This window comes from Novosphingobium sp. FW305-C-30-35, assembly GCF_058783135.1.
The window spans coordinates 128,852-143,749 of the sequence record NZ_JBYSYJ010000001.1 but is presented as its reverse complement, the minus strand read 5'-3'; the positions used below and the strand labels follow the sequence as shown (position 1 = coordinate 143,749).

Annotated in this window: 26 protein-coding genes; 8 read left to right on the top strand and 18 right to left on the bottom strand. The window is 59.8% G+C overall.

Going from position 1 to position 14,898, the window contains the following annotated elements; genetic code table 11:
* Positions 1-328 precede the first annotated feature (328 nt).
* From AC3WLM_RS00880 to AC3WLM_RS00800, 17 genes are all read right to left on the bottom strand, one after another.
* The gene (locus AC3WLM_RS00880) at positions 329-454 is read right to left on the bottom strand and encodes a hypothetical protein (RefSeq protein ID WP_492476308.1); all 126 of its coding nucleotides are present in this window, start codon (positions 452-454) and stop codon (positions 329-331) included.
* Positions 441-2,027: a terminase gene (locus AC3WLM_RS00875; protein WP_492476307.1), complete on the bottom strand. Its 1,587-nt coding sequence runs from the start codon at positions 2,025-2,027 to the stop codon at positions 441-443. Before AC3WLM_RS00875 ends, AC3WLM_RS00880 begins: the two co-directional genes overlap by 14 nt.
* The gene (locus tag AC3WLM_RS00870) at positions 2,014-2,493 is read right to left on the bottom strand and encodes a terminase small subunit-like protein (RefSeq protein ID WP_492476306.1); all 480 of its coding nucleotides are present in this window, start codon (positions 2,491-2,493) and stop codon (positions 2,014-2,016) included. The genes AC3WLM_RS00875 and AC3WLM_RS00870 overlap by 14 nt, the downstream gene beginning before the upstream one ends.
* Position 2,494: 1 nt before the next feature.
* Positions 2,495-3,019, bottom strand: coding sequence for a hypothetical protein (locus tag AC3WLM_RS00865; RefSeq protein ID WP_492476305.1), 525 nt, complete (start codon positions 3,017-3,019; stop codon positions 2,495-2,497).
* Positions 3,020-3,049: 30 nt separating this feature from the next.
* Positions 3,050-3,361 carry a hypothetical protein gene (locus AC3WLM_RS00860; protein ID WP_492476304.1) on the bottom strand — a complete coding sequence of 104 codons (312 nt, stop codon included), beginning with the start codon at positions 3,359-3,361 and terminating at the stop codon, positions 3,050-3,052.
* Positions 3,362-3,515: 154 nt separating this feature from the next.
* Complete coding sequence (locus AC3WLM_RS00855; protein ID WP_492476303.1) at positions 3,516-4,076, bottom strand: PDDEXK family nuclease; 561 nt, start codon at positions 4,074-4,076, stop codon at positions 3,516-3,518.
* Positions 4,024-4,317, bottom strand: a complete 294-nt coding sequence (locus AC3WLM_RS00850) for a hypothetical protein (protein ID WP_492476302.1) — start codon at positions 4,315-4,317, stop codon at positions 4,024-4,026. The genes AC3WLM_RS00855 and AC3WLM_RS00850 overlap by 53 nt, the downstream gene beginning before the upstream one ends.
* 49 nt (positions 4,318-4,366) lie before the next feature.
* Positions 4,367-5,170: a hypothetical protein gene (locus AC3WLM_RS00845; protein ID WP_492476301.1), complete on the bottom strand. Its 804-nt coding sequence runs from the start codon at positions 5,168-5,170 to the stop codon at positions 4,367-4,369.
* Positions 5,167-5,517, bottom strand: coding sequence for a DUF1064 domain-containing protein (locus AC3WLM_RS00840; protein WP_492476300.1), 351 nt, complete (start codon positions 5,515-5,517; stop codon positions 5,167-5,169). The genes AC3WLM_RS00845 and AC3WLM_RS00840 overlap by 4 nt, the downstream gene beginning before the upstream one ends.
* Positions 5,518-5,729: 212 nt before the next feature.
* Positions 5,730-6,458, bottom strand: coding sequence for an IS21-like element helper ATPase IstB (gene istB / locus AC3WLM_RS00835; protein ID WP_492478075.1), 729 nt, complete (start codon positions 6,456-6,458; stop codon positions 5,730-5,732).
* On the bottom strand, positions 6,445-7,959 hold the full coding sequence (gene istA, locus AC3WLM_RS00830; RefSeq protein WP_492478074.1) for an IS21 family transposase: 1,515 nt from the start codon (positions 7,957-7,959) through the stop codon (positions 6,445-6,447). The genes istB and istA overlap by 14 nt, the downstream gene beginning before the upstream one ends.
* A gap of 95 nt (positions 7,960-8,054) precedes the next feature.
* Entirely contained in the window at positions 8,055-8,276 is a 222-nt protein-coding gene (locus tag AC3WLM_RS00825; protein WP_492476299.1) for a hypothetical protein, read from the bottom strand.
* A complete protein-coding gene (locus AC3WLM_RS00820; RefSeq protein WP_492476298.1) occupies positions 8,273-8,782 on the bottom strand; it encodes a helix-turn-helix domain-containing protein in 510 nt (169 codons plus the stop codon). Before AC3WLM_RS00820 ends, AC3WLM_RS00825 begins: the two co-directional genes overlap by 4 nt.
* Positions 8,779-8,946, bottom strand: coding sequence for a hypothetical protein (locus AC3WLM_RS00815; protein WP_492476297.1), 168 nt, complete (start codon positions 8,944-8,946; stop codon positions 8,779-8,781). Before AC3WLM_RS00815 ends, AC3WLM_RS00820 begins: the two co-directional genes overlap by 4 nt.
* Complete coding sequence (locus AC3WLM_RS00810; RefSeq protein WP_492476296.1) at positions 8,943-9,362, bottom strand: hypothetical protein; 420 nt, start codon at positions 9,360-9,362, stop codon at positions 8,943-8,945. The genes AC3WLM_RS00815 and AC3WLM_RS00810 overlap by 4 nt, the downstream gene beginning before the upstream one ends.
* A gap of 188 nt (positions 9,363-9,550) precedes the next feature.
* Complete coding sequence (locus AC3WLM_RS00805) at positions 9,551-10,195, bottom strand: DNA-methyltransferase (RefSeq protein WP_492476295.1); 645 nt, start codon at positions 10,193-10,195, stop codon at positions 9,551-9,553.
* A gap of 104 nt (positions 10,196-10,299) precedes the next feature.
* Complete coding sequence (locus AC3WLM_RS00800) at positions 10,300-10,479, bottom strand: helix-turn-helix domain-containing protein (RefSeq protein WP_492476294.1); 180 nt, start codon at positions 10,477-10,479, stop codon at positions 10,300-10,302.
* On the opposite strand from AC3WLM_RS00800, the gene AC3WLM_RS00795 reads away from it, so the two are divergent.
* A complete protein-coding gene (locus AC3WLM_RS00795; protein ID WP_492476293.1) occupies positions 10,460-11,260 on the top strand; it encodes an XRE family transcriptional regulator in 801 nt (266 codons plus the stop codon). The two genes, AC3WLM_RS00800 and AC3WLM_RS00795, sit on opposite strands and share 20 nt — an antisense overlap.
* The gene (locus tag AC3WLM_RS00790) at positions 11,257-11,751 is read left to right on the top strand and encodes a hypothetical protein (RefSeq protein ID WP_492476292.1); all 495 of its coding nucleotides are present in this window, start codon (positions 11,257-11,259) and stop codon (positions 11,749-11,751) included. Before AC3WLM_RS00795 ends, AC3WLM_RS00790 begins: the two co-directional genes overlap by 4 nt.
* Positions 11,752-11,946: 195 nt before the next feature.
* Here the strand turns inward: AC3WLM_RS00790 and AC3WLM_RS00785 are convergent, their stop codons facing one another.
* Positions 11,947-12,234, bottom strand: a complete 288-nt coding sequence (locus AC3WLM_RS00785; protein WP_492476291.1) for a hypothetical protein — start codon at positions 12,232-12,234, stop codon at positions 11,947-11,949.
* Positions 12,235-12,398: 164 nt separating this feature from the next.
* Here AC3WLM_RS00785 and AC3WLM_RS00780 point away from each other — a divergent pair, with 164 nt between their 5' ends.
* The 6 genes from AC3WLM_RS00780 to AC3WLM_RS00755 all read left to right on the top strand — a co-directional run bounded on the left by AC3WLM_RS00780 (position 12,399) and on the right by AC3WLM_RS00755 (position 14,849).
* Positions 12,399-13,271: a bactofilin family protein gene (locus AC3WLM_RS00780; RefSeq protein WP_492476290.1), complete on the top strand. Its 873-nt coding sequence runs from the start codon at positions 12,399-12,401 to the stop codon at positions 13,269-13,271.
* Positions 13,271-13,609 carry a hypothetical protein gene (locus AC3WLM_RS00775; protein WP_492476289.1) on the top strand — a complete coding sequence of 113 codons (339 nt, stop codon included), beginning with the start codon at positions 13,271-13,273 and terminating at the stop codon, positions 13,607-13,609. Before AC3WLM_RS00780 ends, AC3WLM_RS00775 begins: the two co-directional genes overlap by 1 nt.
* Positions 13,606-13,785 carry a hypothetical protein gene (locus AC3WLM_RS00770; RefSeq protein WP_492476288.1) on the top strand — a complete coding sequence of 60 codons (180 nt, stop codon included), beginning with the start codon at positions 13,606-13,608 and terminating at the stop codon, positions 13,783-13,785. Before AC3WLM_RS00775 ends, AC3WLM_RS00770 begins: the two co-directional genes overlap by 4 nt.
* Positions 13,782-14,042: a hypothetical protein gene (locus tag AC3WLM_RS00765; protein WP_492476287.1), complete on the top strand. Its 261-nt coding sequence runs from the start codon at positions 13,782-13,784 to the stop codon at positions 14,040-14,042. Before AC3WLM_RS00770 ends, AC3WLM_RS00765 begins: the two co-directional genes overlap by 4 nt.
* Positions 14,043-14,152: 110 nt before the next feature.
* Positions 14,153-14,449 (top strand): hypothetical protein, encoded by a 297-nt coding sequence (locus AC3WLM_RS00760; protein WP_492476286.1) that lies wholly within the window; start codon positions 14,153-14,155, stop codon positions 14,447-14,449.
* Positions 14,442-14,849 (top strand): hypothetical protein, encoded by a 408-nt coding sequence (locus AC3WLM_RS00755; RefSeq protein ID WP_492476285.1) that lies wholly within the window; start codon positions 14,442-14,444, stop codon positions 14,847-14,849. Before AC3WLM_RS00760 ends, AC3WLM_RS00755 begins: the two co-directional genes overlap by 8 nt.
* Positions 14,850-14,898 lie beyond the last annotated feature (49 nt).

Below are 14,898 nucleotides of genomic sequence, written 5' to 3'. Positions count from 1 at the left end.
GGAGGCGGTTTAAGCGCGGCTAGGAGTGCGTTGAATCGCGGGACAGCCACCAATCCCGCACTGCCTGCTGAACAGCCTGATACAGTTCCCAACGTCTGCGTTCAGACAATGGCGCGGTGGCAACGATTACCCGCATCATCGAAGGGCTAACCAGAATATCCATCACAGTTCCTCATATCGATCATGACGCACCTCAGGAGCCGCCATGGCCGGAAATGGCGTAGGGTCTAGCGCGAACCTCTCTCGCAGCGAACCAGAGTTGCGCCTGACCCAATCGCGATCATGGCCTTTGGCGACCAGTGCGCGGCAATAGACCTCGAACTCAGGGTCAACCATGCTGTTCATACAGGTGCGATTTCCCGCCTCTCTGGAATTTGACCACCAGCTCGCGCAGCCGTTCATTCTCGGCCAGTGCCTCAGCCAGTCGCTCTTTCAGTTGTTCAATCGAGTTCACCATAACGATCTCCGCTATGCATTGCCGCGTCCAGCGCTTCCATGATGGTCTCGGTTTTCAGGGTGACTATGTTCGCCATGCAGCAAGCGTCCCCATCGTCTGGGGAACGACCAAGCTTCTTCTTTTGCTCATCCTTCGGCATGATGAAAATGCCACCTGGGCGTAATTCCCAACGATAGCTTGCCAGATCGCCGCGCAACAACGGATCAGGCGGCAGAGCGGTCGGCACTGGATTATCAGGGTCAAGCGCCTCACGCATCCGCCAGATCACTTCGGCGCGCAGATTGCAAAACGATAGCTTGCCATCAACCGTCTTGCCTTTTGAGCCATTGGCAAAGTTGATTGGAACGGTCTGCACCTCATTAGCCGTCAGGAAGTTGCAGCAGGACAAGCCCCAGCCCACAACGTCAGCATGAACCGGAGCGCGGTCCTTACGGTGCGAGATGATGTGACCGGCTGCAATCGGACCAGCCCTGTCCTGCGGTATCTGGTTGCCTGGAATGCGGACAGGCTGATCAAACCAAGTGCCGTGCCGCTTGTATATGACCATGTTGTCACGACCACCGGCAGCAATATCCGCGCCGATGCTGTCCATGATACCTTTGACTTCGCGCGGTTGCCAGCGCTTCATCGCCGCATCGATCCATGACGAGGGGATGACCTGCCACGGATCATCCTCGACGCCTGCATTGAAGTCGCCTTCCAGCATTTGGGAGCGTAGTGGTTCGGGCAGCGACTGCAGTGTCTGGATATACCCAGAGCGAACGTAGAAGTAGTTATCGGTTACCCGCGATGGAATGAATGTGCGCGATCGAGGCGCGATGACCTTTTCAGCCGAGAACTCGGACGGGTCAAAATCGTAAAGCGGTTCGCCTTTGAACAGGACGAAGGGTCGATCATCCTCGCATTCCACGTCCTGCCCCTTGATCGTGGTGAACCAGCGCAGTTCCCCCGGCTTGGCCGGATTGGGATGGTTCGGATCAAGCCATGGCGCGAAGTAGGAGATTACCCATCGACCCTCTGCAGTGGTCGGCGGGTTGAAGGTCATGAGAACGCGGCAACGCTGCTTTGGGTCATTGGAGCGCGTCCAGCCCATTGTGAAGCGCACCTGCGCCTCGCGCTGTTCGGTCACTTCGTCGTAGGCTTTCAGGTCATGTGGGCGACCCTGCCATTTCTGATGATCAGTCGGATTGTCGAGACCGGCGAACTCAATCAGCCTGTCACCAATGCGCCAAGCGGATTTCTGGCTGTTATACCCGTCAGTCGCCCCGAGGATTTCCGTCAGTCGCTGGATTATGCCTTCAGTCTGCGTCTTTTCACGCCGGAAGATCGCTGTGCGCTGATGTTCGGTCAAAGCAAGGCCCGCGATCAGATCCGACTTACCGCCCCCCGCAGCGCCCCCATAGCCAGTGATGAAAGCCAAACTGTCTGCAGCTTCGGATTGCCGACCAACCTGCGCCCGCCAGATATGATGCTGCAGGTCGTTGTCGAGCAGCCGCGCGATCTCTTCACGTTCCTCGGGAGTTGCCGCCTCCCAGAGCGCATCAAGATAGGCTGGATCAGCTAGGCTCATCTTCAGCCCTACGCTGTTCGATCTGCGCAAAGATGGCCGCTAGCCGAGTAGCGCGCCCCACATCGTCGAGCTGCAGCTTTTCGCCATCGGCATCTGCGTGCTTGTGAAGCATGGCATCGCCGTATTTCTTGGGAGCCATCTTCCCGGCCAGCCATTTACGCGCGTCGACACGAAGCCGAGAGCGCTGGACAGCATCGCCGTTGTATTTCTCATCCTCCCCAACAAAGTCATTCGTGCCGTCGTCTGCGATGTCGAGGATTTCATCAGCGATCGCGTCGGCTTGCGCTTCCCTCGCGCGTGCGTATTGGTCACGAAAGTCAGGGTTATCCAGCAGCCAACGGAACACAGCCGACTTGCTTGGCATGTCATCGCCCAAGCAAATCTTGCGCAGACTTTCGCCATCGGCCAGCCTCTCGCAAATCAGGTCAGCAATCTCTTGCGTGAAGGATGACGGGCGTCCTGTCATATCACTCACCCCCCGGCGTGATGAGGAAGTGCATCTTGCGGCGCACGATCAGTTCCTTCAGGCGATCCACAAGCGCTTCAAAGCGAAGCAGGCCCTTGAGTGTATCAACCACTTCGTCAGTCGCCTCAGCAGCATCGCGCACATCAGCGATAGCCTTCAGCAACGGCTTCGGATCGTGCGTGCCGCGTGGCATGTGATTACCGGTTGTCCGCATCTCTTCACTTGCTGCCGTCCACTTGCCTGTAGCAATGACCTGGACGCGCCTGAATCGCTGGTTGCTGATGTCACGGCGGATCAAACCCTTTCGTTCAGCAAGGCGCTTGATGATGCTACTGGACGCACTGGCAGATGACCGCTCAGTTAGGTCATTGAGATCATCGCCGATTGGACATGGCGCGCCACGTTCCGCAGCGTCGAAAATGGCGGCGTAGATGATGACCTCATCCTCAGTCAGACCGCACACCTCTTGCGCGGCTGCGATAATACGGTCTCTCTCGCGATTGCAGATCAATGGCGCTGTTGCCATCACCTATCCCCCTTGTTGATTGCGCGGCTCTCATCCCCCGAAGATTGCATTGGTCTGCTCCTTTCCGCAGGACATGCACTTGAGGCGAAACAGGCCATGGCTGTAGTAGGCCGTCAGAGCCTCGCAGCCGCACGCGCACTGGAATACTGCGTCACCTTCCTGCCCGCCGACCGGATAACGCCAGATGCCCTTCATGGATGTGCAGGACGGGCATTCGAGTTGCCAGACGCCGACAGGAGCAACAGCGGTCCACTCGTGGCGGCATCCAATGCAGAGCGCTTCCCCAGCGAGGTGCGGTTCTTCCTTCTTCGGCTTTGCGAATGGAACAATGTCTGCGCTCACTTCCCCGCTCCCTCCACAATGTCCCGAGCCAGAGCGTCAGGAACCTTGCCTTTGTAGGCTGGCCAACGGGTGCGCATGTGCTGGCGTCCGTGGTCAATTGCTTCCCGCCAGAACTCCGCAAGCGTCTTGGCGTGGTGAATGGGAACGTCGTGGATCATTCATGCACCCCGAACCGGCAGGACATGGCGACGCGCGCAGGGCCTGTAATCGGGAAAGGAATGCCTGGAAGATTGCCGACACTTCCGCGCACGGTCAGCATCAGGTTCTGGCATTCGCTGGAAATAAACAGGTCGGACATATCGCCAGTGAAAGCGGCGTCGATCCAACTGCCCGAACTATCGACGGCTCGAATGGTGAAGTCCTCTGTTACAGGCGGCGCACCAACCGCAATCAGGACAGGGCAGCGGCTCGCCTTAGCCAGCATGACTGCAACTCGGCGCTCCCGGTCGGTCGGTTCACCCCCCTTGACCTCAAGCCACACTCCCGGCGTTGGCAACCAGAAGTCAGGCAGATACCAGTCTCCGCCAAGGTCAAAGCCTTCCGGTTCATAGCTATACGGCACACGAAGCTCGTCCAGAAAGACAGCCCAGCGCGCTTCAGTCCGTGAGCGATACTTGATGCCGCGATATTCGGTTTGCAGGGCCTTCATGGTCTGGTCTCCGTTATGCTTTGAGGTTGCTTGCAGCTTCAGCTTTAAGCGCTTCCAATTCGTCACGCGTCGGTGCCCAGCGGTGATGTTCGATCTGGCGTTCAGGCGGCAGTGGCGCGGGGCCAATAATCTTGCGCCGGTTCTGATAGCGCTCCTCGCCTTCCTTGATGATGCCAGGAACAATATGGCCGTGATGCGTGGCGGTCCGGCGAACCTCCCGACAGGCGTCGGCAAGGATGTCGTTCGGCAGATAGGACACTTCTCGGGCGGCGGTGATCAGCCATGCGTCGGCGTCCTCGGCGCTCATTCCGACCGGCTTGACCAAGGCAAGGCAGGTGGACAGCAGGGCAACTGCGTCAGTGGCCCGCGTAGGCTCGATGTTCGGCTTCGAGGCGTTCCGCGACGCTGCGGGCTGTGTCGATGAGCGATGGCTTGGCAGGTTGTGGACGTTGGTCATGTGCGACTCCACTTGCCCTGCGCTGTTCGGCTTGCAGGGTCTTGGTGATCCATTCGATTGGGGCGGAAGGCTGTTCGGCTTGGCAGCGGGAAAGGACCGTAAGCACGGCGCTGTCGCTGTATTCCTTGCGCCACCGTCCGATGAGTGACCGGGCTTGGCGATCAGGAATGCCATTGGCTGTCAGGACGTTCACGCCAGTGCCAAAAATGGCCCGTTGAACGTCAGCAGCAGACAAAGGTAACGGCGCGACAGTGCCAGAAGCTTTAGCTTCTGAACCTTCTGTCTCTGTCTCTGTCTCTGTCTCTGTCTTTGGGGGCGTTACGGTAACGGCTTGTAACGTTTCATCGCCGTTACATTGCGCAGGTTGCTTGTTTTTCTGGCGATGGCGGCGCACCCGCTCGGCGCTGCTGTCGCTTTCATACTGGCGGCGCTTCCAAGCGGCCACATGGGAACCGGTCAGCAACCCGATAGTCCGGAAGGCTTCAACGAGCGCTTCAACAACGGAGAGGGGTTCGCATAGAGCGGCTGCGATGCGGCGGGTCGGAATGTCAATGCGGCCACCGTCATTAACGGCAGCGGCATTTTCCAGTATGAGGTGCCAAGAGGCGACGGAAACCGAGCGCGAGGTGTCAGCGACCATTGCGGCTTCTGCGAGCTTGGGGTCGGTTACAGTCCCCTCATAGGCACGATACCAACGGGTCATTTGACTACCCGAAATTCGATGTCTGGGAACGACGCCTTCGCCAGTGCGAAGCGCAGCGGAAAGTCACGCTCGACAAGCCCGCCCTTGGGCTTCACGTCCTCGACAACCTGGCGATTGCCTTCGATGTAGGTGAAGTCTGCGGTGTAGCGGGCAACCTGTCCGTTACGCATTTTCACGTCGATGCCGTTGACGCTGAAATAGAAGCGTGGGGCAATCTTCAGGGCGAGGATCTGGCCAGCGCGCTCAAGGATGCACAGGTCGTCGCAGCGCTTCGCCTCCGCCTTGCTGTCATGCACGTGACCGGCGTTGCAGCACGTCTTGCGGGCTACATGGAAGTTGCGCTTCACGCGGCCTGTCAACCGGCGCGCAAATTTGACCCCCTATCGGCGTCCAAAATTGACCCCAGCTGATTGTTGTTTTGGCGGTTATCCCGGTAGTCCATAGGAGGGCCCCGCGGACGACGACGCGCGCCGTCAGGAGCGCTGGCGGCGGCGTCCGTGGGAGGTACCTGTGGACCCACCGGGTTAACCGCCGGGGATGGGGGTCCGGGGGAAGGGGTTCAGCTGCGGTGTTTGAACCGCCAGCTGTCGTTGCCCGTCTCGATAATATCGCAATGGTGGGTAATGCGATCGAGCAGCGCCGTCGTCATTTTGGCATCGTGGAACACGCTCGGCCATTCGCCGAACGCCAGGTTGGTGGTGATGATCACCGAGGTCTTTTCGTAGAGCTTGCTGATCAGGTGGAACAGCATCTGGCCGCCTGATCGGGCGAACGGCAGATATCCCAGCTCATCAAGCACGACGAGGTCGAGCCGGGCTAGTTGCGCTGCAAGGCTGCCTGCCTTGGCCTGACGGGCCTCTTCCTCGAGCCGATTGACCAGATCGACGGTGTTAAAGAACCGCCCTCGTGCCCCGGCACGGACCACGGCGGCAGCGATGGCAAGGGCCAGGTGCGTCTTGCCGGTGCCGGTGCCGCCGACCAGCACGATATTACGCTGTTCAGGCAGGAACGATCCGGCGTGTAGAGAACGAACCAGCCCTTCATTGATCGGTGTATCGTCGAACACGAAGCCATCCAGATCCTTGATCGCAGGCAGGCGGGCTGCGGTCATGCGGTAACGGATCGACGCTGCTTCGCGGTGTGCAACTTCAGCATGCAGGAGGTCGCCCAACATCTCCATCACGGAGCGGTCGCGGCGGATGCCATGGGTGACCGCATCGTCGAAGGCTGCGACCATGCCCTTCAAGCCCAGCCCCTTCAGGGCGCTGATCATCTCATGCCGCTGCATCAAGGCCTCGCACCGTGTCGTAGCGCGCGCAGTCGGCAATGGGCGGATGCTTGAGCTTGAGGTCCACCACGACGTCGATGGGCTGCGCTACCTGCGGTTCGCGTCGGCGCGACAGGATATTGAGGACCACTTCGTCGTTGACCGCGCCTGCCGCCAAGGCTTCGCGTATCGCGCCCTCAACCGCGGCAAGGCCATCGTCGATCACGGCAGCCAGTACCCGCACAAAGCGCCGGTCGGCATCGTCGCTCCTGCCTAGCTTGCGACGCAGCTGTGCCAGTGCAGGCGGCAGCTCCCAGTCATGGAACGGCGCGCCGTTGCGCCAGGCGCCGGGCTTGCGCGCGAGCACTGGCAGATAATGCCAGGGATCCAGCACGGTCTGGTTGCGTCCGAACATGCGGGCATGCTCAGCGACCACCTTGCCGGCATGGCGGATCACGATCCGGTCGGCATAGGCGCGTACCTGCACCACCTGCCGAGCGGCACTGGCCATGACCGAGTAGCGGTTGCGATCGAAGCTGACGAGGCAGGTCGCGGTGGCAACATGTTCGCTCTCGAAGAACCCGTCGAACGGCACGGGCAGTGGCTGCAACATGGCGCGCTCCCTCTCCAGGGCCGCAGCGATGGTCGTGTCTTCCAGGTCCGGGTGGGCATAGCGCTCGGCCCAGCGCCGGCACTCGGCCTCCAGCCAGGCGTTCAACTCCTCGATAGTGGCAAAGCGCAGGCGAGGCTTGAACAGTCGCTCCCTGCCAGTCTGGACCTGGTTCTCGACCTGGCCCTTCTCCCACCCCGCCGCCGGACTGCAGGCCACAGGCTCCACGCCGTAGTGGTCGGTCATGATCAGGAACCGTCGGTTGAACATGCGCTCCTTGCCGGTGAACACGGTCGTCACCGCGGTCTTCATGTTGTCGTAGATGCCCCGGGTGGGCACACCGCCGAAGAAGGCAAAGCCGCGCACATGGGCATCGAACACCATCTCCTGCGTCTCGCGCGGATAGGCCCGTACGAACGGTGCGCGCGACCAGCACAGCCGCATATGGGCCACCTTCACCCGCATCGGCTTGCCTGCAATCTCGACGTCCTCGTGGCTCCAGTCGAACTGGTAGGCCTCGCCGGGGCGGAACAGCAGCGGGATGAACACCTTACTCATGTCCCCGGCATCCACCCGGCGTTCCCGCTTCCAGCGCGCCGCATACCGCCGGACCGCATCATAGGAACCGGTGAAGCCCTCCCGCTCCAGCAGATCGTGAAGCCGGGTCAACCGTAGCCGATCACGGCGGGGCCGTTCCTCGTTCTGTTCCAGTAACTCATCCAGGCGCTCCCGGAACGGGCCGGTCTGCGGACGTGGCTGCTCTCGCCGCTCATAACTGAACTGCGCCTCGGGTGCCCGGATCGCCTTGCGCACCGTATTGCGCGACAAATGCATATCCCGCGCGATCGCCTTGATCGGTTTACCCTGCCTCGCTTCTCGTCGGATCTTCGCCGTCGTCTCCACAATCAACATCCCCATCCCCCACCGCTTGGAAATCCCAAACGGCGGTGCCTCACACCCAGGAATGAAGGGGTCAATTTTAGACGCCGATCACCCCGCTATGGGGGTCAATTTTGCACGCCGCTCCACAACGCGGCCCTCCGATGCTTGCAGCCAATGTCACCACGAACGCCGCACTTGGGGCATGGATCGCGGTGAACGATGGTCAGCGTATCGTGCTTGGCGCGATAGCGTTCGACGGTGTGCGAATGCGGATTGAGAGCATAGCGGGCACGCTCTGAAGGAAACAACCAGCCTTCGCCGGGCGTATCGTCAATAGCTACGGTCATGCCGCCCTCGCTGCGTTAAGAGCGGCGAGGAAGGCGTCGTTACCAGCAAGCTGCGCCAGTTTGGCCCGGTGCATGTCGATGGTTTCCCCATCGTCGTTCATGCCGTCCTGATCGAACTTGGGGCCTGTCTGGGGCTTGCGCTTCGCCTCCAAGCTGAAGATGTTTTCCAGCTTGTCAAAGTCGATGCCATAAGCCTTTTCCAGCTCGACGGACGTGCATGGTTCGGAGGCGCGCAGTTCATCAAGAAACCAGGCAAAGTCCGGTTCCTGCGCCGCGACGCTCAGCGCCTTGTGGTAGGCATGAATGACCGTTGAGTGATCGTTGCGACCGACATAGCGCGCGATCTGCGGGAACGACCATTCGGTGCGCTCACGAAGGATACAGGCCACAGCCTGCCTTGCGCGAGCTTGCTCCCTGCGCCTGCCGGGGACACGAACCATAGCCATGGTGAACCCGGTCAGTTCATACATGCGACGGGCGATGCCGTTTGCTACTGCCACGCTCATCCCCGCACCTGTGCATCAAGGGCGCGGGTCATGTGTCCGCGCTTGTGGGGATTGGGTTCGCTGCGGATTGCCTTACGTGCTGCCAGGCGAGCATCAAGGTCGTATGTGTCAGGCTCGCAGCGGCCATCAGGACGGCGGCGGAAGAAGTCGAGAAGGCGCATCATGCCACCCCCCGGATACCAGCGACCTTGCCCCCAAGCGTTTCGCGCTCGTTCGGCCCAAGGTCAGTGCCGCACTCGCTGTTTTCGGAGCGAGCAGCGGTGTAGGTAGTCAGCAGGTCAACGCACTTTGCCGCCATGTCGGTGAAGTTGATCTCGTCAGACTGCGCCACAACGCCAAAACCGGCAGGCAGCAGGAGAGACAGCAACTCGTTCGGAATGACGCCACAGAGCGCATGGATCGCCGTGATGGGCATCGTGGTGACGCCAGCGGCATAGTTGCGCAGGCTCTGGTAGCAGATGCCGGTGTCGAGATGGATGGCCTTCAGCGTGAGGCCGTAGCGCATCGGGTCCAGAGCAATGCGAAACATGCGCTTTTGCTCTTCGCGGACACGATCAACGATCATGGTTTCGGGCGGCATGATTATAGTTCCACTTCCGATGTATTTCCGAAGTCATGGAAAGCATTGAAGAAACAGGCGGCTGCGGACATGGATGGGAGGGGAGACCCCGCAGCCGCCCGGAGTTTGCCGGAGACCCGGCAGTTGCGCGCGATGCCGTTCCCGTGGGGGAAGCGGTCAAAAGCGTGCTTGAAAGGATTGAGGCGCATTTAGGCGGCACCCGCGAACAGATCGGACTGCCGATGGGCGGCCTCAATGCGACGACATGCAATGTCAAAATACGGCTCGTGAAGTTCGACGCCGATGAACGGGCGATCCATTTGGACAGCGGCGCAGCCAGTCGTTCCAGACCCCATGAAGGGGTCGACAACAGTCCCTCGCGTCCATTCAATGAATGCGCGCATAAGCTGCACCGGCTTTTCGGTCGGATGATGCTCGTTGCCAGTTCGCGGACAGCGGATCACATCGGTTGGACGCGAACCAGGGAAGTCATGCAAAGGGCCGGGATAGAACAATGCCACTTCCGTCTGCCGAGCATGTTCATGCTCAAGGTCGCCCATGGAGTGATTGTTCTTGACCCAAGTGATGAGGCTTTTCGGCTTCGGGACCGAGAAAAGATTATCCCACCGGCAAAAGAGGTAGGAGCTGTGGCTCGGCTTCAATCCGCAAGCCCAAAACAGCAAATCTTCATTGTCGTCGTTGGCAATGCGTTCGTGCTGTTCAATCCGATGGTTCGACTGGAAGGACATCCCGTATGGCGGGTCGCTGACAACGGAGTCGAACTCAACGCCTTCAAGCACATCCCGGCAATCGCCGAGATACAGCGTGGCGCGTCCTATGGTTTCGACGCGCATCACCGCCTCGTCTCCGCACAGTGGCGCATCCAGCGACCGATGCAGGAGCCAAGAGCCAGCGCCGTTACGGTCCAGATCAGGATTATGGTTGTGGCTTCCATGGGTCAGGCGGCTTTCTGCGGAGACGCCGCGAGAAGCGCTTGCGCCGCAAGAACGGTGCGCTTGTCGATGGGCAGATCGCCTCTTTCGAACCTGGAGATTGTCGACTGGTGGAGGCCCAACCGGTCGGCAAATTCGCTCTGCGTCAAACCGAGCTGACGCCTGATGTCTCGGATGTCTTCCATAGGGACGCACGATATTCCCACAGGCATAATTGCGCAAGAGGGAATATGCTCGCAGGAATTAGATTATTCGCCACCGTCAAGATATGCGTTGCGCATGGACAGCGCGACTCTTGCACGGAATATCGCGGCGCTTCGTCGGCATCTTGGCATGACGCAGGCCGAATTCGCCAAGCGCGTTGGTTCCGCTCAGGCCAACGTGTCTAAGTGGGAAAAGGGCGGCACGCAGCCCGACGCTATCCCCATGGGTGAAATGGCGGGGCTTGCCGGTGTCAGCGTTAAAGAGTTCGCAGAGCAGCCGTGGGGACCAAAGGGTAATGCGATCGATATAACCCCGCCCACCCTTGACGATCTGGCGGCAGAGCATGGTTGGGTGCTCATCGATGAAATCGACCTGTCACTAGGTATGGGCGCGACCTACCTTGATAGCGACAACGCCCCCGAGCGCATTGGCATCATTCCGTTCGCATCCGATTGGATCCGCGACATGCACCGGGGACCTATCTCGCACCTTAAGGTTGTGCGCGGCAGGGGTGACAGCATGGAGCCGACTATCCGAGACGGTGACTTTGTTCTGGTCGATACGTCGCGCCGACGCTTGGACGAGCAGGACGTGGTGTGGGCTGTCAGTTACGGCGATCTAGGGATGATCCGGCGCTTGAGGCAGCTACCAGGTGGTGCGGTGCAGCTTATGCCTGACAATGCTGTTGTGAGGCCGACGGAAGCCTATGATGGAGAGATGCACATCATGGGGCGTGTGATCTGGATAGGGAGGCGCATGTGAACGTCGGGAAGAAGGCATTCGCGCCAATACTCAAGCGGCTTATCATTACCCTCACGCTGCTGTTCCTCGCAGGGGCCTTCATTCAAGGCAGAGGGTATGACGATCAAGACAACGCCCTCATGGCGGGTGCCGTCACTGTCGCCGCCTATCTACTCATTGTGCTTGGGCTTATGGTTCTCAACGGGATTAGCGGGGCAATATACTACCTATTCTTCGCCGAAAATGACTTCAAAGAGACGTATCTGACAGACTTCAGGATAAAGGATATGCCTTACCCGCGAGACTGCGATCCAAAGCGGATCGAATATCTCGATAGGATAGCAAACGATCCTGAGTGCAATCCTGACGACCGAGTGAAGGCAGCATTTTTCATCGGCCACCACAGAGCTTTGGTAGCTGTATCTGGTTTTTGGGGAAGCTTAGCTTTGGGAAAGGCCGCAGACGAGGCGGTCTTACGCTACGCTGCAGAAGCTCCAGAACGGGTTGCCTGACGCCCTATCTGTGATGTGAGGAGGAACGATTGGCTAATTTTCTCGTAACCTATGACTTGCGTAATCCCGGCAAGGATTACGCCCGTCTAATCCAACATCTCCAAACCTACCCGAATTGCTGGTCTTTTCAGAAGTCAGCTTGGATTGTCGGCCCTGCCACGAACTCTTTTGCCGTGGCAGAGGCCGCATGGGCATTCATGGATCCAAGCGACAAGTTGTTTGTACAGCAGTTGCATGAAGATCGCGCGTGGGCGGGGTATAGCCAGAAAGAGTCTGATTTTCTTCGGATGGCATGAAGGGTTTCCCGTTAAGATAAGGAACACCCGGCTCGAAGGGGGCTTGCGCCTCCCTCTGCTCCGGCCCGTCCAGTAGCTCGATCATGCGCGCCATCGCCTGTTCCGCATCGATCCCACCCGGCACCAGGTATTCCGCCATCACCGCCTGACACTGCCTAACCAGCGCATCCAACTTACTCGCATCCATATGAGGCTCCGTCGTTTGGCGGGGCTTTTTTCGTGCCCCGTGACGGGATGATAGCGTAGGAATAAAAATATTCCCACAAGCATTTTCCCGCTAGACAATATTCCTACAAGCATATATTCCAGTCTCCACACAACGGCACCGCGCCGCTGAACGGAGACCGAACGATGCAACCCGCCTTCCGCAACGCGAAGTATGAAGCAACCGGCGAGACCAAGGATTGGCTCGGCGTAACACTCCACCGTATCCGCGCCGTCGCTGACATTGCCGCGCTCGGCATCACTGCCGGGACGCTCGGCGGTTGGGTCGAAAGCGAGAAGTGCCTGTCGGTCTCCGGCAATGCGTGGGTCTCCGGCAATGCGTGGGTCTCCGGCAATGCGTGGGTCTCCGGCGATGCGTGGGTCTCCGGCAATGCGTGGGTCTCCGGCGATGCGTGGGTCTCCGGCAATGCGTGGGTCTCCGGCAATGCGTGGGTCTACGGCGATGCGCGGGTCTCCGGCGATGCGCGGGTCTACGGCGATGCGCAGGTCTTCGGCAATGCGCGGGTCTACGGCGATGCGCGGGTCTACGGCGATGCGCAGGTCTTCGGCAATGCGCGAGTCTCCGGCGATGCGTGGGTCTACGGCGATGCGCGGGTCTCCGGCGATGCGCGGGTCTACGGCGATGCGCGGGTCTCCGGCGATGCGCGGGTCTACGGCGATGCGCAGGTCTTCGGCAATGCGCGGGTCTACGGCGATGCGCGGGTCTACGGCGATGCGCAGGTCTTCGGCAATGCGCGGGTCTCCGGCGATGCGTCGAAAACTCCCATTCACATCATCGGGCTGCGTTGGTCCATCACCATTGCCGATCAGGACATGCAGATTGGCTGTCAGGAACACGCAATCGAACGCTGGTGGGGTTTCGACGACTGCCTGATTGATCGCATGGACAGCGGAGCGCTTGAGTTCTGGAAGGAACACAAGGCGACGTTGCAGGCTCTTTGCGCCGCGACTGGCAGGCCCTTTGCCAAGGCTGAAAAGCCGGAAGTGGAGGCGGCATAATGCGCCATCAGCCCATCCCCCGCCCTTGGAACTTCCATTCCGGCGTTCACCACTGCACCACCTGCGACGGTCTTGGTCGCGTTGCATCGCAGGCCCGTCCTTCGACGTGGAACCCGTATCCCGAAACCACCTGCGACGATTGCGGCGGTCGTGAAGGCGTAGCGCCTTGCGAGGTCTGCGGTTCGGATCTGCACACACCGGGTTACGATTGCTTTGCGTGTGCGACGGTAGACGAACTGCCCACCTACGCGCTGGCTGACATTGACGCGTTCATCACTGCACTGCGCGCTGCTGCTACAGCCAAGCTGCTGAGCCTTTCGGACCGGAGGGCGGCATGAAATACGAAGTCAACTTCACCCCGCCCAAGCGCGTTGTTCGTGGCATCCTCCAGTGGGACGTTGCTTACATTCTCGAAGCTGAAACGCCGGATCAGGCCATCGCTTCCGCCCGCCGCATGATTGCGATTGAGGCTCCCGGCTACAAGCTGGGCAAGACACGGGAGCTGGCGGAATGAGCGCGCCTATCTCCAACGTCCGCAGCATCCACGCTGTCGAGACGTCCGCAACAGGCTGGCAGGTTCATTACGATCCCGCAGCCGTGTCTGACCCTTGGGTGGCCAGCAACCTTGTGACTGGCGAAACGGTGTTCGGGCGCGATCTGGACGAGCTTTCGGAGCAAGTCCCTGCATTTACGCTTGAGCGCCACATTGCGCAGGCTCGTGCTGAAATGGGGCCGGAAAGATGGGCGGAACTCAATGCGGAGTGGAATTGAGATGGCCCGTCTTACGCCTCTCGCCCGCACAAACCTCATTCTTCTGGCAGCGATGATCGCAGGTGCGTTTGCATCTCCCTTCGCTGTCCTGATCGCAAGGACTGTAATCCATGACTGACACGATCCCAGATTGGGCAATCCGACGCTTCTGCGAAGGCGCGGGCCTAAACTACAACCAAGTAATGAGCGCAGGCGGTGAACATGCTGTCACGCTTCGTGTGACCGTTCGGCATGGCGCATCCATCATCGCCAAGCACGAAACCAAGCCCGTCGATCCTGATGAGGAAGCGGTGAAGCGGATACTCATGAAATGGAATGACGCGCTGTCCGATGAAATACTTCGGGAATATCCCGTCGACTTCGCCCGCGCCGTCTCTCAATACAAGCAGGAGAAGGCTAATGGTTGAGGCTGGCTGGAAAGCGCAAGCGTTCGACGTAGTTGTCGATTTCAATGGCGAGGAAGTGAAGCAGCCCGTTGCCGGTTGGGTAAAAGGCGTATGGGCTTTGGACTTCCGCGTTTTCGACCTGTCTGAAGGATGGGACGAGGATTTGTCGGGCGGTTGGCTGCTAACTCATTTGCCCACTGGCCGCCGCACATTTGGCATCATCACCCCTCTCGATGAGGCGATGCAGGTTGCCAACGCAATCGACGCGATGGGCGAATGGGATTTCGAAGGGTCGATCCCCCCGCCGTCCCTGACCGGCATCCGCCAGAGGGTCAAGGACACGTTTGGCGAGAAGATCGCGCCTTCTACTTTGTTCTGCCGTGGGCCGCTTTTGCGCGCGCCGGAAAGTGCCGCCGCATGACCCCGCGCCCTCTCACCATCCCCACCATGGGCAAGCCCTACGTCCGCCC